Raw genomic sequence first — 24,227 nt, forward strand, 5'->3', positions numbered from 1 at the left:
ACCGGTCCGGAGATTTCCGGATTCACCCCGCTGGAACGCCCGAACGGGCAGCCCGCCGGGCGGCGGAGGCGACCCGCGCCCGGCCGGGCGAGTGAGGTCAGCGCGGGTCGTCGCGGGCGAGTTCGTCGCGGGCGGTCATCAACGCGAACCCCAGCAGGTTCAGGCCGCGCCACGTCGACGGCGTGAGCGCGCGCTCGTCGTCACCGCGCAACCCGATGCCCCAGATCCGGTCCAGCGGGCTCGCCTCCACCAGCACCCGCTCGCCGGTGCGCAGCAGGTAGTCCCGCAGGGCGGGGTCCGAACCGAACTTCGCGACGTTCCCGGCCACCACGATCCCCACCCGGTGGGCGTCCCACACGGCGCTGTCGAAGCCGCGCACCTGCCTGCCGATGTTCTTCGCCTCCGCGGGCGTGCGGGCGGCCAGCACCCGCCGCGCGGCCTCCTCGTCACCGAACAGCCGCGCCTTGCCCGCCATCATGAAGTGCTCGGCGGTCGCGTACGTCGTGCCCTCGACGTCGAACGGCGACTCGTACCACTGGCTCAGGCACTCCGCGCCCGACGAGCCGGAGGACTTCGGCCCCCAGAAGAACACGAACGCCATCGGCACGCCGCCGTGCTCGGCGCGGCGGGCGCTGTCGAGGTCGCGGATGCCCATCACGCCGTCCTGGGCGGCACCGGCAGCGGCAGGGCGGGCAGCCCGTCCATGCTCACGCCGTTGAAGTCCTTGCTCTCGCAGTAGGCGCGGAACTCCTCGTCGGACTTGCGGCCGAAGTACTCCGCGTGCAGCGTCCGCTCCTCGCGGTAGTCCATGAACGGCACCGCGAACCCGCAGGTGTCGCTGATCTGCTCGGCCGTCACCACGACTATCGCCCGCAGCGCGGGCCCGTCGGCGTCGCCGAACCCGCCGATCAGCTCCGCGAAGCGCGGGTCGTCGCGGAACACCGGCACCCCGGTGCCGTGGACCCGCACGATGTTCGGCGGCCCGGTGAACGCGCACCACATGAGCGTGATGCGGCCGTTCTCCCGCAGGTGGGCGATGGTTTCGGCGTGGCTGCCGCCGAAGTCCAGGTAGGCCACCGTCCGCTCGTCGAGCACCCGCAGCGACCCCGACCGGCCCTTGGGGGAGACGTTGACGAACCCGTCCCCGGCCAGCGGCGCCGTGCCGGTGAAGAAGATCGGCTGCGCGTCGATGAAGTCCCGGAGCCTGCCGTCGATCCGGTCGTAGACCTTTCCCATACCCCGATTATGGGCCGCGCACCCGTTCCCGATACCCGCTTTTTCCACACCGTGGACATACTCGGCGTGCTCGGGGGCGCTCACCGGTCGTCGCGCGCCAGCCGTCCGTGCAGGTGCTCGTCGTAACGCACACCGTCGCCGTACACGGCCGCCGACCGCAGCGTCCCCTCGATCAGGTAGCCCGCCCTCACCGCCACGCGGCACGACGCCTCGTTGGCCACCGCGTGGTAGAGCTGCACCCGGTGCAGGCCGACCCGCGCGAACGCCCACTCGGTCACCGCCCGCACCGCCGTGGTGGCGACCCCACGCCCGCGGGCCCACGGGGCGACCCGGTAGCCCATCTCCGCGCACCCCTGCTCGGGGTCGACCTTGTGCAGCGACACGGTGCCCAGCAGCCGCCCGGTGTCCGCGCCGACCACCGAGAACGTGGCGTGCTCGCCGTCGGTCCAGTCCGCCATCCGCTCGCACCACTCGCGCGCGGAGGGCAGGTCCACCACCGAGGACACCGGGTTCCAGCGGACCGTGTCCGGGTCCAGCACCATCGCCAGCGCGTCCCGCGCCTCGCTCGCGTCGGGTGGCCGCAGCAGCAGGCCGCCGACGGCCAGTTCCACCGGTTCGATCACGGGTGCCATGGGGAGATCCTGACCCATCGGGCCGCCTCGGCGCAGTGCCCTAGGGTGCTGCACCGTGACCGAACCGGCCTTCCTGAACGACACCAGGACCTCCTACGACACCATCGCCGCCGACTACGCGGACGTCGTCGACGACCTGCTGGCCCGCACACCGCTGGACCGGGCGATGCTCGGCGCGTTCGCCGAGCACGTCACCGGCGGCCCGGTGGGCGACATCGGCTGCGGCCCCGGTCTGGTCACCCACCACCTGCGCGGACTCGGGCTGGACGCGTTCGGCGTCGACCTGTCGCCGGGGATGGTCGAGGTGGCCCGCCGCCGGTACCCGGACCTGCGCTTCGAGGTCGGGTCGATGCTGGAACTGGACCTGCCCGACGGCGGCCTGGGCGGGCTGGTGGCGTGGTACTCGATCATCCACGTGCCGACCGACCGGCTGCCGGAGGTGTTCGCCGAGTTCCGCCGCGTCCTGGCCCCCGGCGGGCACGTGCTGCTCGCGTTCCAGGTCGGCGACGAGGCCCTGCACGTCACCCGCGGCTACGGCCACGACGTCGACCTGACCGCCTACCGGCTCCCGCCCGCGACGATCGAGGAGCTGCTGGAGAAGGCCGGGTTCACCATGACCGCGCGGATGGTGCGCGAACCGGGGGAGCGGGAGAAGGTGCCGCAGGCCTACCTGCTGGCCCGCACCCCCTCCTGACCGGCCACCAGCTCCTCCAGCAGGGCCAGCGCCGCGCTCTGGTCTGGTAGCGCGGCGATGTCAGCGCGCACCCGCTCGGCCGCGAGCCGGTAGGCGGGGTCGGCCAGGACGGTGGCGACCGCGGCGCGGATCTGCGCGGGCGTCGCGTGCTCGGCGTCCAGCGACACCCCGGCGCCGAGCGCGACCACCCGGTCGGCGTTGTGCGGCTGGTCGGCGCCCATCGGGATCAGCACGGACGGCACACCGTGCGCCAGCGCCCCCAGGACGGTGCCGGAACCGCCGTGCGACACGACGACGGCAGCGCGGGGGAGCACCGTGTCCTGCGGCAGGTACCGCTCGATCCGCACGTGCGGCGGACGCGGACCGAACTCCGCCGGATCGATCCGGCCGCCCACGGTCACGACCAGGTGCACGGGCAGGTCCTCCAGCCCGTCCAGCACGCGGGTGAACAGGTCGCCGGACTCGGTGTTGAAGATCGTGCCGAGCGTGAAGTACACCGTGGGCACGGCCGGCGGCACCGCGATCGGCACCGGCGGCGGCCCGTCACCGGCGGCCCGGAAGGAGAACGCGGTCGACGGCAGCGGGAACCCCGGATGCCGGAACGACGGCGGGAACGGCGAGAGCACCAGCCCTGGGCTCAGCATCGTCATCGCCGGGTCGGCGGGCAGCCCGTGCGCGGCCCGCAGCTCCTCCAGCGGCTCGACCACGACGTCCGGCCGCAGGAACGACCCGGACGCGATGACCAGCACCGGCACGTACGGGACCCCCGACCGCTCGGCCGCGATCATGGCCCCGAAGTCCACCTCGTCGCACACCACCACGTCCGGCCGCCACCGGGCGATCAGCTCCAGCAGTTCCGCCGCCCGCTCCGGCGCCGCCCGGCGCGCGAACCCCTCGCGCACGTCCTGTTCCTCCCGGTCGCGGTCCACCGGCAGCAGCGGCGACCGCTCGGTGGTGGACGACCCGAAATCCGGGCCGGTCGCGAACGCGGTGAACCCGGCGGCCTGCACCATCGGCACCACCGACAGCGCCCCCGTGCACGCCACCACGTGACCGGCCGCCACCGCCGCGCGCGCCAACGGCACCATCGGCTGGAAGTGCCCGTTGCCACCCACGAAACTGACCAGGACCCTCATCCCACCCACCCCCGTTCACGTCCCCGCATCATCCCCGACCCGGTCGGCCCGCCAGAACTGCCGGGGCGCGTACCCGTCGCGGCGCAACCAGTGCTCGGTGTAGACGATCCGCTCCGCGGCCACCACGACCAGCGGCCCACCGGGCGGCTCGTCCAGCGACAGCGACCGCTCCACGTGGTCGGACTGCCACCGGAACGCCTCCCAGTGCTCCTCGTGGGAGGCCTCGCCCGGCGAGAGCACCCGCGCCCGGCCGAACACCTGCGCGCCGCGGCTGCTGGCCTGCCCGACCAGCGGGGCGAAGATCCCCACCGACACCCGAGGGTCGGCGGCGATGTTGCGCATCTTCGGCGACCGGGGCGCGGCGGTGAACATGACCGTGAAGTCCAGGTGGTAGTACCGCACGGGGGTCGCCAGCGGCCCACCCGGACCGGTGGTCGCCAGCACGCACATGTTCTGGCAGGACAACAGGTTCAGGATCCGCTCGGACAGCCGTTCGCGGTCCAGCCGCTTCTCCGGCGAAGGTCCGGCCAACCAGGGGTTCGTGACGGGCATGATCGACCCTAGCGGGACCTCACCCGTCGAAGGACTCCACGAACGAGATCTCCCGCCCCCGGTTGGCCTCCCGCACGAACGCCCGCAGCGACTCGCTCCCCGCGAGCCACCCGGAGATGTCGCCGACGACGACCACGCGCATCCGGTACGCGGCGAACTTCCCGAGGATCGCCCCGGCGACGCGGGTGCTCAACGTCCAGAACGCCTCGTCCAACCGCTGCACGGGCACCACCACGGTCCGCGCCGACACCGACCACGCTTCGCCGATCACGTCGACGGCGTCCTGCTCGCCGCGCAGCACGGGCCCGTCGACCGGCAGCCTCAGCACGTCGCTCATCGCAGGAACCCCAGCACCGCGTCGGCCTGCCCGAGCAGCAGGTGCCCGCCGGGCACCACGCGGACGTCGGCGTGCGGCACGAGCGCGGCCAGCCTGCGCGCGGTCATCGCGGAGTCGATCATCGCGTCCCGGTCGCCGACCACGGCCAGCACCGGCATCGTCAGCCGCTCCAGCACGTCGTCGGGGAACACCGGGATGTCCGTGCGGGGCTTGAACTCGCCGAAGGTCTCGCCGATGGACGACGCCACCGCGCCGAGTTCGACGCCGGTCACGATCCGCACCACCCGCCGCCGCCCCCACGCGCCCAGCGCGAAGAACGGCAGGGCCCGCAGGACCCACCCGTACCTCCGCCGCCCGACACCGCCGGGCGCCAGCAGCGCCAGCCTCGACACGCGGGAGGGCCGCCTGCTCGCGTAGTCCACCGCCAGCCACCCGCCCAACGACATCCCCAGGACGGCGGGGGAGTCCACCCCCAGCCCGTCGAGCACGTCGTCCAACCACTCCGCGTTCGCCGCCGACCCCAGTTCGGGCCGCACCGCGGCGCTGAGCCCCGGCTCGCCGATCACGTCGACCGCGTACACCCGCAGGTGCGGCGCCCACGTCGTGATGTCGGCCATCCACGTCGTCGCGTTCCCACCCGACCCGTGCAACGCCACCACCGGCGGCCCGTCGACCGGCCCGCTGACCAGCACGAACGTCTCCCCGGCGCGGGTGTTCAACCGCACCCGCTCCGCCGGTACCGGCCACCGCTCCAACACCGCCCGGTACCGCTCGCGCACGGCCCGCCCCCCGGCGTCCGTGCGGTACACCTCGCTCATCCGTCCTCCCCGGTGATCAATCCGACGGCCTTCAACAACTCGCTGGTCGTGTCCGGGCTCCCCAGCACGATGATCTTCAAGCTGAACCGCTCCGGGTCGTGCATCGTCTCCACCCGCAGCGGCCCGTCCCCGTCGCGCGGCCCGTTGACCATGGCCATCAGCAGGCTGACGACCCGGTCGGCGTCGCGCGCGGAGATCCCGTCCACCCGCACGACGCTGGACACCTCCACGTAGCGCGGCAGCGGCGGCCGCGCGGGGGACTGGCCGACCAGTTCGTCGAGGTCCTCCCGCGCGATCCGGTACTGCTTGCCGATGCGCACGGCCTTCAGCCGCCCGTCCCGCACGTAGTTGCGCACCGTGCGCACGTGCAGGCCGAGCTTCTCGGCGACCTGTTCGACGGAGTACAACTCAGCGGACATGTTCCGCAAAGTACCCTATCGAGAGCGTTTCAGGGAACTATGGGGAACGATACGTCACCATCGGTCGGCTGGATACGGTGAACCGGTGACACCGCCCCGCGCCGAACCACCCATCCACCGACTCGACCTCACCGACGACGACACCCTGCGCGGCCTGTGGGAACTGCAACGTGCCGCCTACGCCGTGGAAGCCGACCTCATCGGGTTCGACGGCATCCCACCCCTGCACGAGACCCTCGACGACCTGCGCGCGTGCGGCGAGACGTTCCTCGGCACCGAAGACCTCACCGGCGCCGTCTCCTGGCTCCGCCCGGACGACGGCACGCTCGACATCTGCCGCCTCGTCGTGCACCCCCGCGCACACCGCACCGGAGTCGCCCGCGCCCTGCTCGACGCGCTGGACCGACGAGAACCCGCCGAGACCACCACCGTCTCCACCGGCACCGCGAACCTGCCCGCCATGACCCTCTACCGCCGCCGCGGATTCGTCCCCACCGGCCTGCGCGACCTCGCCCCCGGCGTCACCCTCACCCTGCTCACCCGGCGAACGCCCCGGACAGCCCCTCAGTAGCCCGTGTCGTCGGCGACCGTCGACACCGGGACACTGACCACCGCGTCGAACGCGCCACGCGGCACCACCCGCTGATAACCGCCGTGCATCCGGAACTTCACCGGCCCCTCCGGCGACCCCCGCAGGTCCACCACCACCGGACCCAACCCCACGAACGCCTCCTCCAGACTGCCCGGCTCCGGCGCCGCCAACCGGGCGGGACAGACCCTGAACCCGAACGGCGCCGCGTCGTCCCACCGCGTGTCCGCCGTCTCACCACCCACACTGGTGAACCCGACCGCGAAGTACTCCCCACCGAGCGCCGCCGCCAGGTGCTGACCCATCGGCACCACCGACGCAACACCGCCATGGCTCACCGGAACCCGCTGCACGTGCGCGTTGTGCGCCGCCACCACGACCCGCTCACCCCGATCCACGTGCCAGCGCACCGAATCCGCCAGGTACACCTCCCGAGCCGACATGTCTGCGGGCAACCCGCACCCCGAGTACAACTCCGCCACCGCGCGCACCGTGTGATCCACGCTCACCGCCCCCACCAACCGGTGCACCGCCACGTCGAACGCCGCCCGCCCCACCCTCTGCACGTGCAACGGCTCCACCGCCCGGAACCGCACAAGCAACCGCCCCAACACCGCGCTCAACGCGTCCTGCTCCGCCACCCCCAACCGAGCCCACGCCGGAGCAGCCAACGCCATCGACGCCGCCCCGAACCGCCCCGCGATCTCCCGCGCCACCTCCACCAGCGGCACCACCTCCGGATCCGCCACCCGCACGTACTCCACCAACGGATCGAGCGCGGGCAACGCCGACCCACCCGCCGCGGGCACGTCGATCCCCGCGAACCGCACCCGCCCACCCGTCACCCGGTTGTGCTCACGCAACCACCACAACGACTCACCGACACCCCACGGGATCTCCGGCCTGCCGTCCCACGCGTCATCCGGCCCCGCCCCACCCAGCCACGCGTCGACCTCGAACCCCTCGCTGAACCCGAACTCCGTGGCGTACGCGGTGAACCCGCACTCCCGCACCAGGAACCGCACCAGGTCGTGCCGCACCTCGGCGAACTCGCGGATGAAGTGCGAGTTCTCACCCAACGCCACCACACGGGCCCCACCCACGGCCCTCCGCAACGGCTCCAGGTCGTCCAGAGCACCGGCATGATCACGAACCCAGTCGGCGAAACCCATCCGATCGCCTCCCGGCAACACCCGCGGCACCAGTGGTGACCACCCACCCTGCCGGGCCCCGCCGAACACCGTCCAGCACCCGAACGCCGCACCCCGCCAGATGACCAGCCCACCCGCATGATCGCGGTATCCTGCTACGCCCCGACGCAGCTAGGAGGACCATGGCCCGGCTCACCAGGGCGCAAACCCAGGAACTCACCCGCGCCAGGATCCTCACCGCCGCCAAGGCCGAATTCACCGAACACGGCTACCGCGACGCCAAGATCGACCGCATCGCCGACCGCGCCGACCTCACCCGCGGCGCCGTCTACTCCAACTTCCCCGGCAAACGCGCCCTCTACTTCGCCGTCCTCGCCCACACCGCCGAAGCCGCACCCGAACCGCGCGCCACACCAGGCCACACCGTCCGCGACGCACTCGGCGCACTCGCCCGCGCCTGGGCCGCCACCCTGCCCATGGCCACCGACACCACCCACGGCACCGCCCGACTCGGCGTGCACCTGCTGCCCGAGATCATGACCGACGACCTCACCCGACAGCCGTTCGCCCAACTCCTCGCCCTCGACGCCATCGCCCTCGGCCTCGCACTCGAACAACTCGACCCCACCGCAGGACGACTCGTCCGAGTCGCCGAAGCCGCCCTCACCACCCTGCACGGCGCCACCACCCTCGCCGCCGCCGCACCCGGCTTCGGCGAGCCCTTCAACACCGTCCGCGCCTGCGAACAACTCGCCGACCTCGACCTGCACGACCAGTGGTTCGACCCCCACCTGTCCACCACCGCGCACACCGTCGACGAACCCTGGGAACCACTACCCGCCACCGACCTGCTCACCGGCCGACCCGCCCCCCTCGACGACGTCGTCCTCATCCTCGGCACCCACCGGCTCTCCGCCGTCGAAGCACCACTGCGCGCCGGAGCGGCCGTCACCGCCGCCATCGTCACCGCCCACCCCGACGAACTCTCCCCACTCATCCGACTCACCACCGCGCACCTGCGCGACCACCTGCGCCACGCACTCCCACACCCCACCTGGCCACGACTCCGACTCGTCAACGACGACCGCGGCTTCCTCGCCGCCGCCGCGGGCGTCACCCCCCACGACACCACCGAAACCGCACTCCGCATCACCTCAGGCCGCGTCACCGCCCGCGCCCACGGCTTCGGCGCCGCCCACGCCATCGCAGCACCCACCAGCGCGGACCACCCGACCTAGAGTTCCCCCATGCCTCTGCACACCCTGCTGACCCGCGCCCGCCTCCTCCCCGTCTCCGTCATCAGCGACGCCGACAAGAGCCTCCCCACCATGGACCACGGCATCCACCGCATCGCGGGCACCGGCACCATCGCGGGCCGCGCCGTCACCGCACACTCCGACGGCGACCTGCTCTCCGTCCTGGAAGGCCTCGAACTCGCCCAACCAGGCGACGTCCTCGTCGTCGACGCCTCCACCAACCCCACCGTCGCCGTCGCAGGCGGACTCTTCGCCACCGAAGCACACCGCAAAGGCCTCTCCGCCATCATCGTCGACGGCCTCGTCCGCGACCTCGACACCCTGCGACCACTCGGCTTCACCGTCTACGCCCGCGGCACCTGCCCCCGCTCCGGCCCCGCCACCACCCCACCCCGCACCCAGGTCCCGATCCGCTGCGGCGGCGTCAACGTCCACCCCGGCACCCTCGTCCTCGCCGACGACGACGGCGTCCTCGTCACCACCCCCGAACGCCTCACCGCCCTCATCGACACCGCCGAAGCCATCCACCTGCACGAAGAAACCGCCCTCGCCAAACTCACCGACGGCGGCAGCCTCTTCTCCTCCATGAACTTCCGCACCCACCGCGAGAACGTCCTCAACGGCACACCCAGCAAACTCGGCTTCATCGCCTGACCATCACCGACACGCGAACGGCGTCGTCACCGCCAACTCCACGAACCCCAACCGCCGCAAGATCGGCAAACTGTCCGACGTCGCGTCCACCTGGAGGTAGCGGAACCCCCGCGCCGCCGCCTGCGCCGCCCGGAACGCCACCAACGCCCGGAACACCCCCCGACCACGCCACCCCGGCACCGTCCCACCACCCCACAACCCCGCGAACTCCGACCCCGCGTGGAACTCCACCCGCGCCGCCGACACCGGCACACCCCCCGCCATCGCCACCACGGCCGCCACCGCGCTCGGCTCCCGCCCCAACCCCGCCAACACCAGCTCACCCACCGCCGAGTGATCACCACCGAACACCTCGTCGTGCACGGCCACCAACGCCTCCACCCCCGCCCGGTCCACCACCGGCACCAACTCCACCCCCTCCGGCGCGACCACCTCCAACCGCAACGCCGCGACCTCCGCCACCAACAACGTCTCCGACGGCTCCGCCACCAACCCCGCCGCGACCAACCTCGCGGGCAGATCAGCGGGGGAGTCGTAGGAGTAGTGCTTCCACTCCCACGGCACACCCGCGAACCGAGCCACCTGCGCCGCGATCACCGCGTCAGCACACGACTCGTCCAACGCCGACCACTCCACACCCGTCCACCCCGCACCGATCGTGCGCACCACAGTGGACTCCCGCTCCACCACGCCCTCGGTCACCGGATGCCTGCGAACCTGGTGGTCGAACGCGGCCAACACCGCCTGCTTGTCCATCACCACAGCCGACCAGAACCCCACCACCAGCACAAACGACTTTCCCCGCACCCCGGCTTTGACACCACGACCCCCAGTCGATCTAATGGTGCCGCGGTGCGCGTGATCCCGACCGAAGAGCAGTGGCCGGGTCGGAGATCGGGCGACACCCCTTCACCCACGGGACCACGCCATGAGCCTCCCGCGCACGACGTAACCGCCTTCCGCGCCACCGAGTGACCACACCTCGACGCGCGCGCCCGGTTCCGTCCACCACCGCACCAGGAGCACACCCATGTCCTTCACCACGGCCATCATCGACGAATTCCGCGCCAACAACGGCCGCGTCACCCACTTCCCCGACGGCGACCTACTCCTGCTCACCACCACCGGCACCAAGACCGGCACCGACCACACCGTCCCGCTCGGCTACGTCCACCACGGCGACCACCTGCTCGTCATCGCCTCGAACGCGGGCTCAGACCACCACCCCGACTGGTACCACAACGTCCTCGCCAACCCCGCCGTCCGCGTCGAACTCGGCACCGACACCTTCACCGCCATCGCCACACCCGCCCAAGGCGCGCACCGCGACGACCTGTTCGACCACGTCACCCGAACCGCACCCGGCTACGCCGACCACCAACGCCGCACCACCCGAACGCTGCCCGTCCTCGTCCTCACCCGCACCGCCGCCGTCACCACGTTCGCCGACAAACTCGTCGAGGTCCACACCTGGCTGCGTGAACAGATCCGCGAGATCCAAGCCGAAGCAGGCGCACCCGCCGGGCTCAAACCCCAGCTACGGCAACACTGCCTCACCTTCTGCGAAGCCCTCACCTTCCACCACACCTCCGAGGACGACCACGTCTTCCCCGGCATCGCCACCCACCACACCCACCTCGCCGACACCCTCGACCAGCTCCGCGAAGAGCACAAAACCGTCGCACGCATCAAGAACGACCTGCTCGCACTCCTCGCCGACCGGAACACCACCGGCTTCCGCACCGAACTCGACCGACTCGCGGGGGAGCTGAACACCCACCTCGACCGCGAAGAACACTGGCTCCTCCCGGTCCTCGCCGACATCCCCTGGCCACCAGCAGGCTGACCACGATTCACCCCGACCACGAACATGGCCACATCCTGGCAACGACGGCCAATACAAGGACAAAACCCCGCACCGCACATCACCCCCCACAGCCCCGTGCTTGCCTGAACGGCGTGAACACCCCGGCCAACATCGACGACCTCACCCACCGCACCGCACAAGCCCTCGTCCAAGCCATGCACACCGACCAGTGGCACCACGCCAGGGAATGGCTCACCGGCTTCCTCACCACCAACAGCACCGACCCCACCCCGGTGCTCGCGGAAGCCGAACACAGCCGAGCCCTGCTCACCCAAGCCGACCACGACGACCTCGCGACCCTCCACAAAGCCGCCACCAAAGCCCTGGCCATCCGACTGCGCCAAGCCTCCACCAACCACCCGACAGCGGGGGAGGAGTTCCGCGACTACCTCGCCGAACACACCGAACCCACCCCACCCACCAACCCCCACGTCGTCCAGAACGCCTACGCCACCACCAAAGGCCAGATCTTCCAGACGACCGGACACCAGCACATCACCCTCAACCCCAAACGAGAACACCGATGAACTGGCTCCGACGCACCACCACACCGGGCAAACCCACCACCAACCCCCACACCGGCGTCTCCACCTTCGACACCCTGCTCCCCAGCACCCTGCCCGGACTGCACTTCCACACCCGACTCACCACGAGCTGGGCACTCGGCGAAGCCCCAGACCCACCACCCCCGGCACCACCACCCGACGTCCGCGCCAGATCCCACATCACCAGGATGGCCGCCACCGTCACCCGACAGCACTACGTCACCAACGGCCCCTCGGCCCGCGACGACATCCTGCTCACCCTGTCCCTGCCCACCGAACTACCAGGCACACCCACCGCCACCGCACGAGTCCGCGACGCCACCGTCACCGTCACCCCCGAAGACCTCGCCCAGGCCAAGGACCACCTCGCGGCACAACGACACGAACACCTCCGGTCCTACCGGACCCGACAACGAACCGAAGTGGTGAGAACCCTCCTCGCCGACACCGGCCTCGCCCACGCCTGGTGGCTCACCCGCAGCACGGGGGAGTCCACCGCACTGCCCATCGACGCGATCGACACCATCGTGCGGAAGATCCAGGGAACAGCCGTCCTCCCCGACGCCGACCCCACCACGCACGACCCCGTCGCCCAGACCACCGCACTCCTGCTGAGCACGCTGTCGCCCACCGAACGACTCGCCCTCATCAGCCAACTACCCGGCCTGCTCGAACTCCTCGGCCACCACGACCACGCAGACCACCCCACACCCCACGGCTGACCCGATTGGAGGACACGCCACCACAGCGCGCCCCCCAACCAGACCACCTCACCGCTTCGCGAACGGCAACATCCCCGACGCCACCACCGCACGGCTCAACGGACGCGCCAACTCCACGAACCGCTCCCGCTCCACCGCACCCAACCCCGCGTACACCGACTCCGCCGCCGCGTCCGTCCGACCCTCCACCCGCGCCCGCAACTCCACACCCGACTCGCTCAACCCACCCCCGGCATCCACCACACCACGCTCCCGCAACCCCTCCGTCGCCGCCGCCCACTCCTCCTCGGACCACCCCCGAGACCGGCGCAACCCCTCCACCGACACCTCACCACTCGCGGCGTGCACCACCAACGCCTCCAACCCGCTCAACCCCTCCAGCAACAACGCCGCCAGATGACCGTCACCCCGGTACTCCCGCAACAACGTCTGCGCGTGCCACAGCACCAGCAACGGATCCTCAGGCCAGGGGAGCGACGCGTGCGCGGCGAACAACGGCCTGCCCTGCGGCGTCAACCGCGCCCGATCCGCCGCCACCCTCGCCAGATCCGCCAACTCCGACACGTCGTCCGCCAACTCACCCAGACCACGACGCAGAGCGTGGTCCACCGCGTCGAGCCGAGCCTCCAGCAGAGCGGCCGGCGTCGCCTTCTCCCACGCGGCCGGGATGGCGGCGTGCACGATCACCGGGTTGAAGTTGTAGAAGGTCGCGACGACCACCTCCGCCGACACCGGGCCCATGGCGGCCGCTCGGGAAGCGAAGTACCCCGCGGAACGGTCGAGGCCCAGCGCGGCGTAGCGCTCCTGGGCCTCGGGGGCGAAGTAGATCATCCCGTGCAGGGGTTCCAGAATCCGCCACAGCTCCCGTGCGCTCAACACCACGAAACTCTCCTCCACAGTGAGGTACCGACCGGTCGGTACGGTCTGGGGCCAACGTACCGCCAGGGGACGGGGCGTGCGAAGGGTGCGGGGAGGGTGCCGAACGCTTTACTTAACATAATGTAGATTATCGGCGTTTCGGCGACCTGGGATTATCAAGATCACGAGAGGGCCTGGCAGGCGGCAGATTTGGGCGTTGAGCGCTGCGTATCGACCGTTGTGCGCACGAACGCTCGACGGCGTCCGAGTCGAGTGCCGCGCGGCGGTGCGCTGGTGCCGCGGGTTGACTGGCGGGCGAATGGCCGGCGGGCGGCTCTGACCCCTTGAGGCCTCACGATTGGCGTTCGGCGTCCGAGTCAGTGCTCGTCAAACGTCACAGTGACGTATGTGGATGGTGTGGCTGGATGTCCGCCGGACGACGCCGGGATGGTCGATTCGCCGCCTGGAGGGCTCATCTGAGGTTCGCCATGACCTGAGGCTTTCGTCGGCGGCGACGCCTGGGTGCCCGCGCGATGCACGGTGTGCGTCCGGGAGTGCGGCGAAGGTCGGCGAAAACCCGGTTCGAAGATCATCGGGAGGGCGCCGTCCCCCGGAGCAGTGGCACCCCTTCCGGGTCGCCATTTCATGCATAATCGCCATTATCCAGCAAACCGGACAAATATCGTGGAACGGTCACGGTGCGCGGATTGACCGCTTGAACCTGGTGGGTTCGACACCGTTCTACGACGGCCATGATGATCACCTGCTGAGGCTGACCTGGCTCGACAACGGCCCTCGTAACTCGGCCGGATCTCCCCGGCCATCGGTCCCCCGCAGCCGGACCGGGGCTCAACAATCGCCGCACTAGCTCCCGCTGGCGGACCCGCACCTCGCCGCAGGTGAACCGGCCGGGTCTCCCCCACCAGAGCCCCCAGGGTCCGGCCTGGGCCTCCCCCGGCGTCGCGACGCCATCGCAGCCCAACCGAACACCCACGTCAGGCCTCTGACCAGGTGTTTCCCGTCATTCTCTCCTCAAAATCCGGGTCGGTCGTGCCGACTCCCCTCCCCTGTGCGCACGATCGGTTGTCGCTGGATCAGGCTTGAAGTTGATCTACCGGGTGGGTCTGGTCGTGGGAGTGTCGGTGGTGTGGGGTACAAGATCGGTATGCGAGTGCTCGCCGCCCAGGACTCGTTCTTCCTCGCCCGGCGTCCGAGGAAGGACTCCCCCCACACCACCGCCGCCTACCGCCGTGACCTCACGGGTGTCACGGTGCTGCTCGCCGAGTCCTTGTCCGTGCCCGTCGACGAGCTGGTGGTCGAGGACCTGACCAGCGGGAACCTACGTGCGGCGTTCGGGGTGTTCGCTGATTCGCACGCGAAGTCGTCGGTGTTGCGGGCGTGGTCGACGTGGAACCAGTTCTTGACGTTCTGCGTGGCGGACGACCTGTTGCCGGGCAATCCGATGGGGGCGGTGGCGCGGCCGAAGACCCCTCCGCTGGTGCCGAAGCCGTTGCGGGGTGAGGACACGCCGGAGCAGTTGTTGAGCGCCGCGGCGGACGGGACGCACGGTGGGCGGGATCCGTGGCCTGAGCGGGACGTGCTGGTGATCGCGTTGGGGTTGGTGGCGGGGTTGCGGTCGGCGGAGATGCGGACGTTGACGTTGGCGTCGATCGTGGGGCGGGAGGGTGAGCGGCGGTTGCACGTGGTCGGGAAGGGGAATCGGGACCGGTCGGTGCCGATCGAGCCGTCGATGGAGCGGATCGTGGAGCAGTACCTGGCTTCGTGCCGGTCGCGTTTTCCGCAGGCGGGTTTTGATCGGGGGTCTCCCCTGTTGCGGGATCGGCGGGGTGAGGCGATCGGGCGGGGTGGGTTGGAGTACCTGGTGAAGTCGTGCTTCCGGTGGGCGGGGTTGCACGATCGGGTGCCGACGGGGGCGAACCTGCACGCTTTGCGGCACACGTTCGCGACGCGGTTGGCGGAGGACGGGGCGTCGGCGTCGGAGATCATGGCGTTGTTGGGGCACGCGTCGTTGGCGACGAGTCAGAACTACATCGAGGCGACGGCGCGCGAACGGCGGTCGGCGGCGGCGAGCAATCGGACGTATCGGGCGTTGGGGAGGATGGCCGAGTCGGAGTAGTGGCTGGTGCGTGCGGGTGACTTGGGTTCGCACGGGCGTTCGGTGGGTGTTCCCTGGTGGTATGCGGGCGTTGTGGCGTGGGGCTCTCTCGTTCGGGTTGGTGTCGATCCCGGTTCGGGTGTTCGGCGCTACCGAGGAGCACGGTTTTCGGTTCCACCAGGTGCACCGGGTGGATGGTGGGCAGGTTCGGCACCGGAGGGTGTGTTCGGTGTGCGACGAGGAGGTTCCGGCTGAGGCGATGGCCAAGGGGTACCGGTTGGAGGACGGCCGGTTGGTGATCGTGGAGGCGGAGGACTTCGAAGGGTTGCCGTCGGCGTCGGATCACGTGATCGACGTGGTGGAGTTCGTGTCGGCTGAGCAGATCGATCCGATCTACCTGCACCGGTCGTACTACCTGCGGCCGGATGAGGAGGCGGTGCCGTCGTACTCGTTGTTGCGGGAGGCGTTGCGGCGGTCGTGGCGGGTGGCGGTCGTGAAGATCACGTTGCGGCGGCGGGAGACGTTGGCGGTGGTGCGGCCGCGTGGGGATCTGCTGGTGTTGCACTCGTTGTTGTGGCCGGATGAGGTGCGGGATCCGGGGTTCGAGTTGCCGGTGGTGCGGTCGCGTCCGCAGGAGGTGCGGATGGCGTTGTCGTTGGTGAACTCGATGGCGGCGGAGTTCGATCATTCGGCGTTCTCGGATGACTACCGGGAGGCGTTGGAGGCGGTGATCGCGGCGAAGAGTGCGGGGGCGGTGATCCCGGCGGCGCGGGCTCCGGAGGAGTCGGGTGCGGTGGATCTGCTGGTGGCGTTGCAGCGGAGTTTGGAGAAGGTGCGGGCGGAGCGGCCTGATCCGGCTCGTTAGTCCGTGTGGGTGACGCTGGGGTGCGGATTCCGCATTTCGGGGGTAGCAAGTTGCCATGAGGTCGATCTGGCGTGGTGCGATCTCCTTCGGCCTGGTCACGATCGGGGTTCGGCTGTTCTCGGCCACGGAGGAGCACAACTTTCGGTTCCACCAGATGCACCGCGAGGACGGTGGGCGCATCAAGTACCGGCGCGTCTGCTCGGTGTGCGGTGAGGAGGTGGCTTTCGCGGACATCGCGAAGGGCTACGAGTTGGACGACGGTCGTGTGGTGATGTTGGACGGCGAGGACTTCGAGTCGTTGCCGATCGAGACGGACCGGTCGATCCAGGTGTTGGAGTTCGTGCCGGTGGAGGAGATCGATCCGATCTACTTCCAGAAGTCGTACTACTTGGAGCCGGACAAGACGGCGGTTCGGCCTTATGTGTTGTTGCGGACGGCGTTGGAGGACGCGGAGCGGTTGGCGGTCGTGAAGATCACGATTCGTCAGCGGCAGACGTTGGCGACGTTGCGGGCGCGGGATGACGTGCTGGTGTTGCACACGATGTTGTGGCCGGATGAGATCCGGCGGCCGGAGTTCGACTTCCTGGGCGGTGACGTCGAGGTGCGTCCGCAGGAGTTGCGGATGGCGTCGTCGCTGGTGGAGAGCATGGCGGGGTCGTTCGAGGAGGAGGAGTTCACCGACGACTACCGGGACGCGATGGAGAAGCTGATCACGGCGAAGGCCGAGGGTGCGGTGCTGCCGGTCGCGGAGGAGTCGGAGGAGTCGGGTGAGGTGATCGACCTGATGACGGCGTTGGAGCGGAGTGTGGAGGCGGCGAGGTCGTCTCGGGTGGCGCCCGCGAAGCCGGGTAAGAAGAAGGCCGCGGAGAAGAAGGCCAGTTCCGCCTGAGGGCGTGGTGATGGCGGATCTTTCGGAGTACCGGCGGAAGCGGGATCCGGGGCGCACTCCTGAGCCGGTGCCGGACGAGGGGGTACTCCCCCACGGTGCTGATGACACGTTCGTGATCCAGGAGCACCACGCGTCGTCGTTGCACTGGGACGTGCGGTTGGAGCGCGGTGGGGTGCTGGTGTCGTTCGCGGTGCCGAAGGGGTTGCCGCCGGAGCCGGGGGTGATCCGGTTGGCGGTGCGCACCGAGGATCACCCGTTGGAGTACGCGGGGTTCTCGGGGGTGATCCCGAGGGGTGAGTACGGCGGCGGGGAGATGTTCCTGTGGGACCGCGGTCGGTACGAGACGGTGAAGTGGTCGGACCGCGAGGTCGACGTGGTGTTGCACGGGGACCGGGTCGAGGGTGAGTTCGTGTTCTTCCGGCGGGACGGGTCGTCGGGCAAGGACTGGATGGTGCGGCGGCGGCACGTGGCGGCGCGGCCGGATTGGGTGTCGTTGCCGGTGGACCTGCGGCCGATGGTGGCGACGGTGGGGTCGTTGCCGCCGGTCGAGCAGGACGACGAGTGGTCGTACGAGTTCCGGTGGGACGGTCTGCGGGTGTTGGCGCGGGTCGAGGGTGGGCGGGTGGTGCTGTCGGACGGGGTGGGTGGGGATGTGACGGCGTTGTTCCCGGAGGTGCAGGGGTTGGGGGCGGGGTTGGGGATGACGCAGGTGGTACTGGACGGGGTGGTGGTGGCGTTCTCGGGTGGGCGGCCGAGTGCGGAGGGGTTGGGTCAGCGGTTGGGGGCGTCGTCGGCGGCGCGGGTGCGGCGGGTGGTGAGGTCGGTGCCGGTGAGTTTGCTGGTGTTCGACCTGTTGCACCTGGAGGGGCGGTCGACGGTGGGGTTGGGGCACGGGGATCGGCGGGTGTTGCTGGAGGAGTTGGGGTTGGCGGGGTCGTCGTGGCTGACTCCTCCGGCTTTTCGGGGTGGTGGTGCGGCGGTGGTGGCGGCGGGTGTGGAGCAGGGGTTGTCGGGGGTGGTGGCGAAGAGGTCGGATTCGGTGTACTCCCCCGGTGTTCGGTCTCCGCTGTGGGTGGAGGTGTTGTCGGGTGGGTGAGTCGACGACGGTTCGGGTGGAGGGGCGGCTGTTGCGGCTGACGAACCTGGACAAGGTGTTGTACCCGGAGCAGGGGTTCACCAAGGCCGAGGTGATCGACTACTACTCGCGGGTGGCGCCGGTGTTGTTGCCGCGGTTGGTGGGGCGTCCGGTGACGTTGCGGCGGTATCCGGACGGGGTGGAGGGGCCGTCGTTCTTCGAGAAGAACGTGCCGGGGCACGCGCCGGAGTGGGTGCGGACGGTGCGGATCGAGACGCCGGGTAGCGCGAAGGGCAACGAGTTCGCGGATTTCGTGGTGGTGGAGGACCTGGCGACGTTGGTGTGGGTGGCGAACCTGGCGGCGTTGGAGTTGCACGTGCCGCAGTGGACGGTGGGTCCGCGTGGTGGGAGGCGCTCCCCTGATCTGCTGGTGTTCGACCTGGATCCGGGGTTGCCGGCGACGGTGGTGGAGTGCTGTCGGGTGGCGGAGTTGTTGCGGGTGGAGTTGGAGCGGGACGGGTTGGTGGTGTTCGCGAAGACGAGCGGGTCGAAGGGGATGCAGTTGTGCGCGGCGGTGGAGGTGTCGTCGCCGGAGCGGACGGCGGTGTACGCGAAGGGGTTGGCGCAGCGGTTGGCGGCGGAGCACCCGGAGTTGGTGGTGTCGACGATGGCGAGGGCGGCGCGGCCGGGGAAGGTGTTGATCGACTGGTCGCAGAACAACCCGGCGAAGACGACGGTGGTGGCGTATTCGTTGCGGGCTCGGGTGGTGCCGTCGGTGTCGACGCCGGTGTCGTGGGACGAGGTGAAGGCGTGTGCGCGGCCGGAGGACCTGGTGTTCACGGCGGAGGACGTGTTGGGGCGGGTGACGCACGGGGGTGATCTGTTCGCGGAGCTGCTGGACGACCCGGTGCGGTTGCCGGGCTGATCCGCGTTATTCTGGCCGACTGCCTTCTGGAAGGAATTGGTCGTGTCGGAGAGCTCGGAGAGCATGGAGGAGCGGTTGGCTCGGGCTTATGTGGCCGAGCCGCCGAAGCTGAACTCGACGGTGACGCTGGTGGAGTACGACCCGGCGTGGCCGGGGTTGTTCGCGCGGGAGGAGGCGCGGATCCGCGGGGTGTTGGGGCCGGTGGCGGTGGTGTTGGAGCACGTGGGGTCGACGTCGGTGCCGGGGTTGGCGGCGAAGCCGATCGTGGACGTGGTGCTGGGCGTGCCGGATTCGACGGACGAGGTGGCGTACGTGCCGTTGTTGGAGGCGGCGGGGTACGTGTTGCGGATTCGTGAGGCGGAGGACGAGCACCGGTTGTTCAAGGGGCCGGACACGGACATCAACCTGCACGTGTACTCGGTGTCGTGCGGGGAGATCGCGCGGATGGTGGGGTTCCGGGATCGGTTGCGGGCGGTGCCTGGGGAGCGGGAGTTGTACGAGCGGACGAAGCGGGGGTTGGCGGCGCGGACGTGGACTTACGTGCAGGAGTACGCGGACGCGAAGTCGGAGGTGGTGGAGGGGATCCTGGGTCGGGCGTGAGGCTGCCGGTCAGCGCAGGAATTCGGCGATGGCCTGGACCAGGTGGTGGGGGTCGTCGAGCCACGGGAAGTGGCCGCCGCCGGGTTGGACGGTGAGGGTGGCGGTGGGGATGAGGTCGGCGAGTTCGGCGCACCGGTGGGGTGGGGCGATCGGGTCGTGGTCGGCGGCGTAGACGAGCACGGGGACGTCCAGGGCCATCAGGGCGCGGCGGGTGGTGCCGGGGGTGAACGCGCCGGGTGCCCAGTAGCCCTCCAGCGCGGGCAGGGAGCGCTGGGTCCGCTCGGCGTCGGCGTGGGCTTTCGTGGTGTCGTCCCAGCGGCCGTAGAACAGCGGGGCGGCGGTGAGGCGGTCGTGGTGGGTGGCGTGTCCGGCGTTGAGGCGGTCCAGTGCGGCCGCGGCGGCGGGGTACCAGGGTTGGTGGGCGTGGGAGGCGAGGTGGTGGGTCCAGTCGTCGGCCGTGGGGGTGAGGTCGACGGCGCGCAGGGCGGGGGTGAGCAGGACCAGTCGGTGGAGCCGGTCGGGGTGGTCGTAGGCGTGGGCCATGGCGATCCCGGCTCCGGCGGAGTGGCCGAGCAGGTCGACGCGGTCGAGGTCGAGGTGGCGGCGCAGGGCGTCGACGTCGTGGGCGAGGCGGTCGCGTCGGTAGGTGGCGGGGTCGGTGGGGGTGTCGGAGTCGCCGGTCCCCCGGTTGTCGAGCAGGACGAGTTGGCGGTGGGCGGTGAGTCCGCCGAGGTCGCCGAGGTAGTCCGCGGAGCGGCCCGCGCCTCCTGGTAGGCACAGCAGCGGGTCGCCGGAGCCCGCGAGGTGGTAGGCGAGGCGGGTGCCGTCGTAGGAGGTGAATCGGGGCATCGGGTCATCCTCGCGCACCTGGGGTGCCCTTAGCGGCCCCTGTCGCGCAGCCACCGGTCGAACCAGGCGCGGGTGCGGTGCAGCAGGTCGAGTTGGTGGGCGCGGTCGCGCAGGGTGTGGGGTTCGGCGGGGTAGACGACGTGGTCGTGGTGGACGCCGTGGTGGTGCAGGGCGTGGCGGAGGCGTTCGGCCTGGGTGGCGGGGACGTTGGTGTCGTTTTCGCCGTGGGCGATGAGCACGGGGGTGTCGATGGTGCGGGCGTGGGTGATGGGGCTGTTGCGGTGCGGGTCCTCCCCCGCGAGGGCGGCTTCGAAGGCGCCTTCCTCACCGGTGGCGGCGAGCAGTGGCCAGTCGCTGATGCCCGCGCCGACGAGGGCGGCTTTGAACCGGTGGGTTCGGGTGACGGCCCAGGCGGCCATGAACCCACCGTGGCTCCAGCCGCCGATGCCGAGGCGGTCGGGGTCGGCGACGCCGTCGGCGGTGAGCAGGTCGATGCCGGTGAGGATGTCGGTCCACTCGTCGCCGCCGACGGCGCCCGCGACGAGGGCGGCGAAGGCGTGGCCGTGGCCTCGTCCGCCGCGCGGGTTGGGGAGGAAGACGGCGTAGCCGTGGGTGGCGAGCCATTGGCCGCTGGGGTACCAGCCGAGGTGGAGTTGGTCGGCGTGGCGGTCGTAGGGGCCGCCGTGGACGAGGGTGACGAGTGGGAAGGGGCCGTCGGTTCGGGTGGTGCCGGGTGGGAGGAGGAGCAGGCCGTCGAGTGGGAGTCCGTCGGGGGCGGGGTAGGCGAGGCGTTCCTGGACGCCCCAGCGGATGTCGCGCAGTGGTGGGTTGGTGTCGGTGAGGCGGGTGAGTGGTCCGAGGACGGGGCCAGCGTGGACGTCCTTGGGTTCGTAGGCGGAGCTGGCGATGACGGCGACGACGTCGCCGCGGGTGCTGGTGGTGAGGGATCCGGCGTAGCCGTTGAGGCGGGTGACCTCGGCCAGTGGTGGTCCGAGGCGGTGGATGGCGGTGTCGAGGCCGTCGGCGACGAGGACGAGGGGTGGGCCGGTGTCGACCTGGACGAGTTCGACCGGGCAGGCGGTGAGGTCGGTGGTCGGGGTGTGGTGGTCGGAGGTGTCGGTGGCCAGGTCGATGACGGTGGTGCCGCCGACGAGACCGGGTGGTGTGGTGGCCAGGTAGGCGAGGTGCCAGGTGGTGTCGGGGTGTCGCCACCAGACCGGTGAGGTCGCCGCGACGGCGGTGGTGCCGAGGTCGCGCGGGGTGCCGGTGGTGGGGTCGAGCAGGTGGAGTTCGGATTCGAGCAGGCCGGGGTCGGGGTCGCGGGTGGAGCGGGTGAGCACGGCCAGTGCGCCGCCGTCGGGGCGTCGGGCGAGGGCGGCGACGTGGCGGCCGGGGAACACGTCGGGGGTGTGGAGGTCGCCGGTGGTGGGGTTGAGCAGTCGCAGGCGTGAAGGGCCTGGGGTGGTGTCGTCGGGGGCGGTGAGGGCGAGTTGGTCGGTGGTGACGGGCAGGTGGTCGTCGATGCCGCCCGGCCACGCGGTGAGGGTCTGCGCGGGTCCGCCGGTGGGGTGGATTCGGCCGATCTGCCGGTCGTCGGTGAGGAAGTAGATCCACTGGCCGTCGGGTGACCAGCGGGGGGTGGTGCCGGTGGTGAGAGGGCGGGGTGGGGTGGTGCGGTCGACGGGGGTCAGCCACAGGGCGCGGTCGGGCCTGTCCCCCGCTTGTCCGACGGGGCCGAGGACGTAGGCGACCCATCGGCCGTCCGGGGACAGGGCGGGTGTGGTCGGGACGAGGCTGTCGACGACGGCGGCGGCGGTCAGCACGTCGACGCCCACCAGGCCGTGGGGTGCTCCACCAGCCACGCCGGGTCGTCCAGCCACGGGACGTGGGCCGCGTCGGGTTGGACGTGGCAGGAGGCGCCGGGGATGAGCGCGGCCAGGGCGCGGCACCGGATGGGGTCGGCGCCGCCCGCGTAGACCGGCACGGGCGCCGTCAGGCCCGCCAACGCCGTCCGCACGGCCGCCGCGTCGGGGCCGCCGTCGGCGCGGTAGCCCAGGCTCGCGGCGGCGGTGGGGATCGCGGAGTCGCCGGTCCCCCGGCTGTCCGGTACCACGAGGTCGCCGAGGTAGGTCCCGGCGCGGCCGGCGCCGCCCGGTAAGCACGGCAGGGGGTCGCCGTCGCCGAGCACGCGGTAGGCGAGGGACGTGTCGTCGTGGGCGCGCGGGAACGGCATGACCCGCATCCTCGCCCATCGGTCTCCTAGGGTGGGGTGCATGCCGAAGATCGCCACTGCCGACGTCGTCGAGCGGGACCGCCTGCTCGAGTTCCTCCGCCCGCGTCACCGCGGCCTGCTCGTCACCGCTCGCGCCGATGGACGCCCCCAGGTGTCGCCGGTGGCGTGCGGCGTCGACACGCAGGGCCGTCTGGTCGTGTCGACCTATCCGGGGCGGGCGAAGTCCCGCAACGCCCGCCGTGACGACCGGGTCACGCTGTGCGTGTTGTCCGATGACTGGGACGGCCCGTACGTGCAGGTCGACGGGCGTGCGGAGGTGCTCGACCTGCCGGACTCGGTGGAGCCGCTGGTCGAGTACTTCCGGTGCATCGCCGGGGAGCACCCGGATTGGGACGAGTACCGGGCGGCGATGGTGCGCCAGGGCAAGAGCCTGATCCGGGTGACGATCGAGCGGTGGGGTCCGATCGCCACCGGGGGTTTCCCGCCCGAACTCGGCGACTGACCCGACGTCACCGCGTCAGGGCGTCCCGGAGCCGGTGGGTTCCGGGACGTGCGCCCACGCGCCGCCCCACCCGGCGGGGTTCTCCAGCAGCGTCACGACCGCGCCCGCCGGGTCGGCGATCGACGCGACGAGCCCGGTCGGCACCTCGTGGGGGTCGGTGACGACGCTGCCGCCCAGGTCGGTCGCGGACGCCACGGCCGCGTCGAGGTCGGGGACGGAGAAGTACACCATCCAGCCGGGTGGGAGTCCGGTGTCGGTGGTGAGCCTGCCCGCGACGGCTCGCGGGGTGCCGTCGGGGTCGACGTCGAGGAGGCTGAACGGTTCGGCGGGGTCGCGGACCGACCAGCCCAGTTCGCGCGCGTAGTCGGCGTCCCGGTCGCCGAGCATCTCCAGCCAGCACGGTTCGCCGGGGCGTGGTTCGGGTGCCCACGGTCCGTGCAGCACCCGGCCGCGGTCGACCGCGACGCCGTGCTCCGATGCCCGAACGGGCACGCCCGCGAACACCAGCCGCCAGTCGACGTGCTCGCCGGGGCTGATGCGCACGGCGAGGCGGTCGCCGACCCAGCCGCCGTACACCTCGCCGGCCTCCGGCAGGACCGACCAGCCGAGGAGCTGGGAGAAGAAGTCGGCGGTCGCCTCTGGGGCGCGGGTCGTCAACTCGATCCGGCGCAGCCCGCGCACCGGGTGGGACAAGAGCACTTGGTGAG

The 24,227-nt window shown here is 70.9% G+C and carries 30 protein-coding genes; 14 read left to right on the forward strand and 16 right to left on the reverse strand.

What is annotated here, in order from left to right; genetic code table 11:
- Window positions 1–97 precede the first annotated feature (97 nt).
- The 3 genes from ybiA to NZH93_RS22275 form a co-directional block, all read right to left on the reverse strand.
- Window positions 98–655: a riboflavin biosynthesis intermediates N-glycosidase gene (ybiA, locus tag NZH93_RS22265; protein ID WP_259625089.1), complete on the reverse strand. Its 558-nt coding sequence runs from the start codon at window positions 653–655 to the stop codon at window positions 98–100.
- A complete protein-coding gene (locus NZH93_RS22270) occupies window positions 655–1,236 on the reverse strand; it encodes a pyridoxamine 5'-phosphate oxidase family protein (protein ID WP_259625090.1) in 582 nt (193 codons plus the stop codon). The genes ybiA and NZH93_RS22270 overlap by 1 nt, the downstream gene beginning before the upstream one ends.
- 80 nt (window positions 1,237–1,316) lie before the next feature.
- Entirely contained in the window at window positions 1,317–1,868 is a 552-nt protein-coding gene (locus NZH93_RS22275) for a GNAT family N-acetyltransferase (RefSeq protein ID WP_259625091.1), read from the reverse strand.
- Between the two features lie 55 nt (window positions 1,869–1,923).
- On the opposite strand from NZH93_RS22275, the gene NZH93_RS22280 reads away from it, so the two are divergent.
- Window positions 1,924–2,562 (forward strand): class I SAM-dependent DNA methyltransferase, encoded by a 639-nt coding sequence (locus NZH93_RS22280; protein WP_259625092.1) that lies wholly within the window; start codon window positions 1,924–1,926, stop codon window positions 2,560–2,562.
- Here the strand turns inward: NZH93_RS22280 and NZH93_RS22285 are convergent.
- From NZH93_RS22285 to NZH93_RS22305, 5 genes are read right to left on the reverse strand one after another with little or no spacing between them, the layout of a single operon-like run.
- Window positions 2,535–3,698: a glycosyltransferase gene (locus NZH93_RS22285; protein ID WP_259625093.1), complete on the reverse strand. Its 1,164-nt coding sequence runs from the start codon at window positions 3,696–3,698 to the stop codon at window positions 2,535–2,537. The two genes, NZH93_RS22280 and NZH93_RS22285, sit on opposite strands and share 28 nt — an antisense overlap.
- A gap of 15 nt (window positions 3,699–3,713) precedes the next feature.
- Window positions 3,714–4,250, reverse strand: coding sequence for a pyridoxamine 5'-phosphate oxidase family protein (locus NZH93_RS22290; RefSeq protein ID WP_259625094.1), 537 nt, complete (start codon window positions 4,248–4,250; stop codon window positions 3,714–3,716).
- 19 nt (window positions 4,251–4,269) lie between these two features.
- Window positions 4,270–4,587 (reverse strand): DUF4180 domain-containing protein, encoded by a 318-nt coding sequence (locus NZH93_RS22295; RefSeq protein WP_259625095.1) that lies wholly within the window; start codon window positions 4,585–4,587, stop codon window positions 4,270–4,272.
- Complete coding sequence (locus NZH93_RS22300) at window positions 4,584–5,405, reverse strand: alpha/beta fold hydrolase (RefSeq protein WP_259625096.1); 822 nt, start codon at window positions 5,403–5,405, stop codon at window positions 4,584–4,586. The genes NZH93_RS22295 and NZH93_RS22300 overlap by 4 nt, the downstream gene beginning before the upstream one ends.
- Entirely contained in the window at window positions 5,402–5,824 is a 423-nt protein-coding gene (locus NZH93_RS22305) for a helix-turn-helix domain-containing protein (RefSeq protein WP_259625097.1), read from the reverse strand. Before NZH93_RS22305 ends, NZH93_RS22300 begins: the two co-directional genes overlap by 4 nt.
- 85 nt (window positions 5,825–5,909) lie before the next feature.
- On the opposite strand from NZH93_RS22305, the gene NZH93_RS22310 reads away from it, so the two are divergent.
- Entirely contained in the window at window positions 5,910–6,395 is a 486-nt protein-coding gene (locus NZH93_RS22310; protein ID WP_259625098.1) for a GNAT family N-acetyltransferase, read from the forward strand.
- On the opposite strand, the gene NZH93_RS22315 is transcribed toward NZH93_RS22310, so the two are convergent.
- Entirely contained in the window at window positions 6,389–7,585 is a 1,197-nt protein-coding gene (locus NZH93_RS22315; RefSeq protein ID WP_259625099.1) for an erythromycin esterase family protein, read from the reverse strand. The genes NZH93_RS22310 and NZH93_RS22315 overlap by 7 nt on opposite strands.
- A gap of 161 nt (window positions 7,586–7,746) precedes the next feature.
- On the opposite strand from NZH93_RS22315, the gene NZH93_RS22320 reads away from it, so the two are divergent.
- Window positions 7,747–8,802, forward strand: coding sequence for a TetR/AcrR family transcriptional regulator (locus NZH93_RS22320; RefSeq protein ID WP_259625100.1), 1,056 nt, complete (start codon window positions 7,747–7,749; stop codon window positions 8,800–8,802).
- Window positions 8,803–8,811: 9 nt separating this feature from the next.
- Window positions 8,812–9,474, forward strand: a complete 663-nt coding sequence (locus NZH93_RS22325) for an RraA family protein (RefSeq protein ID WP_259625101.1) — start codon at window positions 8,812–8,814, stop codon at window positions 9,472–9,474.
- Between the two features lie 3 nt (window positions 9,475–9,477).
- Here the strand turns inward: NZH93_RS22325 and NZH93_RS22330 are convergent, their stop codons facing one another.
- A complete protein-coding gene (locus NZH93_RS22330) occupies window positions 9,478–10,230 on the reverse strand; it encodes a GNAT family N-acetyltransferase (RefSeq protein WP_259625102.1) in 753 nt (250 codons plus the stop codon).
- A 153-nt stretch (window positions 10,231–10,383) separates the two neighbouring features.
- On the reverse strand, window positions 10,384–10,506 hold the full coding sequence (locus tag NZH93_RS22335; protein ID WP_259625103.1) for a hypothetical protein: 123 nt from the start codon (window positions 10,504–10,506) through the stop codon (window positions 10,384–10,386).
- On the opposite strand from NZH93_RS22335, the gene NZH93_RS22340 reads away from it, so the two are divergent.
- The 3 genes from NZH93_RS22340 to NZH93_RS22350 all read left to right on the forward strand — a co-directional run bounded on the left by NZH93_RS22340 (window position 10,505) and on the right by NZH93_RS22350 (window position 12,608).
- Window positions 10,505–11,320 carry a nitroreductase/quinone reductase family protein gene (locus NZH93_RS22340; RefSeq protein ID WP_259625104.1) on the forward strand — a complete coding sequence of 272 codons (816 nt, stop codon included), beginning with the start codon at window positions 10,505–10,507 and terminating at the stop codon, window positions 11,318–11,320. The genes NZH93_RS22335 and NZH93_RS22340 overlap by 2 nt on opposite strands.
- 113 nt (window positions 11,321–11,433) lie before the next feature.
- The gene (locus NZH93_RS22345) at window positions 11,434–11,868 is read left to right on the forward strand and encodes a hypothetical protein (RefSeq protein ID WP_259625105.1); all 435 of its coding nucleotides are present in this window, start codon (window positions 11,434–11,436) and stop codon (window positions 11,866–11,868) included.
- Window positions 11,865–12,608 carry a hypothetical protein gene (locus NZH93_RS22350; protein WP_259625106.1) on the forward strand — a complete coding sequence of 248 codons (744 nt, stop codon included), beginning with the start codon at window positions 11,865–11,867 and terminating at the stop codon, window positions 12,606–12,608. The genes NZH93_RS22345 and NZH93_RS22350 overlap by 4 nt, the downstream gene beginning before the upstream one ends.
- A gap of 48 nt (window positions 12,609–12,656) precedes the next feature.
- On the opposite strand, the gene NZH93_RS22355 is transcribed toward NZH93_RS22350, so the two are convergent.
- Entirely contained in the window at window positions 12,657–13,490 is an 834-nt protein-coding gene (locus NZH93_RS22355; RefSeq protein ID WP_259625107.1) for an SCO6745 family protein, read from the reverse strand.
- A 1,123-nt stretch (window positions 13,491–14,613) separates the two neighbouring features.
- On the opposite strand from NZH93_RS22355, the gene NZH93_RS22360 reads away from it, so the two are divergent.
- The 6 genes from NZH93_RS22360 to NZH93_RS22385 all read left to right on the forward strand — a co-directional run bounded on the left by NZH93_RS22360 (window position 14,614) and on the right by NZH93_RS22385 (window position 19,936).
- Window positions 14,614–15,603, forward strand: coding sequence for a tyrosine-type recombinase/integrase (locus NZH93_RS22360; RefSeq protein ID WP_259625108.1), 990 nt, complete (start codon window positions 14,614–14,616; stop codon window positions 15,601–15,603).
- Window positions 15,604–15,664: 61 nt separating this feature from the next.
- Window positions 15,665–16,447, forward strand: a complete 783-nt coding sequence (gene ku, locus NZH93_RS22365; protein ID WP_259625109.1) for a non-homologous end joining protein Ku — start codon at window positions 15,665–15,667, stop codon at window positions 16,445–16,447.
- A gap of 55 nt (window positions 16,448–16,502) precedes the next feature.
- Window positions 16,503–17,336 carry a non-homologous end joining protein Ku gene (gene ku, locus NZH93_RS22370; RefSeq protein WP_259625110.1) on the forward strand — a complete coding sequence of 278 codons (834 nt, stop codon included), beginning with the start codon at window positions 16,503–16,505 and terminating at the stop codon, window positions 17,334–17,336.
- A 10-nt stretch (window positions 17,337–17,346) separates the two neighbouring features.
- Entirely contained in the window at window positions 17,347–18,432 is a 1,086-nt protein-coding gene (locus tag NZH93_RS22375) for a DNA polymerase ligase N-terminal domain-containing protein (protein WP_259625111.1), read from the forward strand.
- On the forward strand, window positions 18,425–19,336 hold the full coding sequence (ligD, locus tag NZH93_RS22380) for a non-homologous end-joining DNA ligase (RefSeq protein ID WP_259625112.1): 912 nt from the start codon (window positions 18,425–18,427) through the stop codon (window positions 19,334–19,336). The genes NZH93_RS22375 and ligD overlap by 8 nt, the downstream gene beginning before the upstream one ends.
- A gap of 42 nt (window positions 19,337–19,378) precedes the next feature.
- Window positions 19,379–19,936: a GrpB family protein gene (locus NZH93_RS22385; RefSeq protein WP_308214224.1), complete on the forward strand. Its 558-nt coding sequence runs from the start codon at window positions 19,379–19,381 to the stop codon at window positions 19,934–19,936.
- Window positions 19,937–19,945: 9 nt separating this feature from the next.
- Here the strand turns inward: NZH93_RS22385 and NZH93_RS22390 are convergent, their stop codons facing one another.
- Genes NZH93_RS22390 through NZH93_RS22400 form a run of 3 tightly spaced genes read right to left on the reverse strand, consistent with a single transcriptional unit; the run spans window position 19,946 to window position 23,018 of the window.
- Window positions 19,946–20,785 (reverse strand): alpha/beta fold hydrolase, encoded by an 840-nt coding sequence (locus tag NZH93_RS22390; protein ID WP_259625113.1) that lies wholly within the window; start codon window positions 20,783–20,785, stop codon window positions 19,946–19,948.
- Between the two features lie 29 nt (window positions 20,786–20,814).
- Entirely contained in the window at window positions 20,815–22,647 is a 1,833-nt protein-coding gene (locus NZH93_RS22395; RefSeq protein WP_259625114.1) for a S9 family peptidase, read from the reverse strand.
- Window positions 22,602–23,018, reverse strand: a complete 417-nt coding sequence (locus NZH93_RS22400; protein WP_259625115.1) for an alpha/beta fold hydrolase — start codon at window positions 23,016–23,018, stop codon at window positions 22,602–22,604. Before NZH93_RS22400 ends, NZH93_RS22395 begins: the two co-directional genes overlap by 46 nt.
- A gap of 40 nt (window positions 23,019–23,058) precedes the next feature.
- Here NZH93_RS22400 and NZH93_RS22405 point away from each other — a divergent pair, with 40 nt between their 5' ends.
- Window positions 23,059–23,520, forward strand: coding sequence for a PPOX class F420-dependent oxidoreductase (locus tag NZH93_RS22405; protein ID WP_259625116.1), 462 nt, complete (start codon window positions 23,059–23,061; stop codon window positions 23,518–23,520).
- A 15-nt stretch (window positions 23,521–23,535) separates the two neighbouring features.
- Here the strand turns inward: NZH93_RS22405 and NZH93_RS22410 are convergent, their stop codons facing one another.
- Entirely contained in the window at window positions 23,536–24,219 is a 684-nt protein-coding gene (locus NZH93_RS22410; RefSeq protein ID WP_259625117.1) for a VOC family protein, read from the reverse strand.
- Between the last annotated feature and the right edge of the window lie 8 nt (window positions 24,220–24,227).

The organism is Umezawaea endophytica (genome assembly GCF_025061645.1).
GTDB lineage: Bacteria > Actinomycetota > Actinomycetes > Mycobacteriales > Pseudonocardiaceae > Umezawaea > Umezawaea endophytica.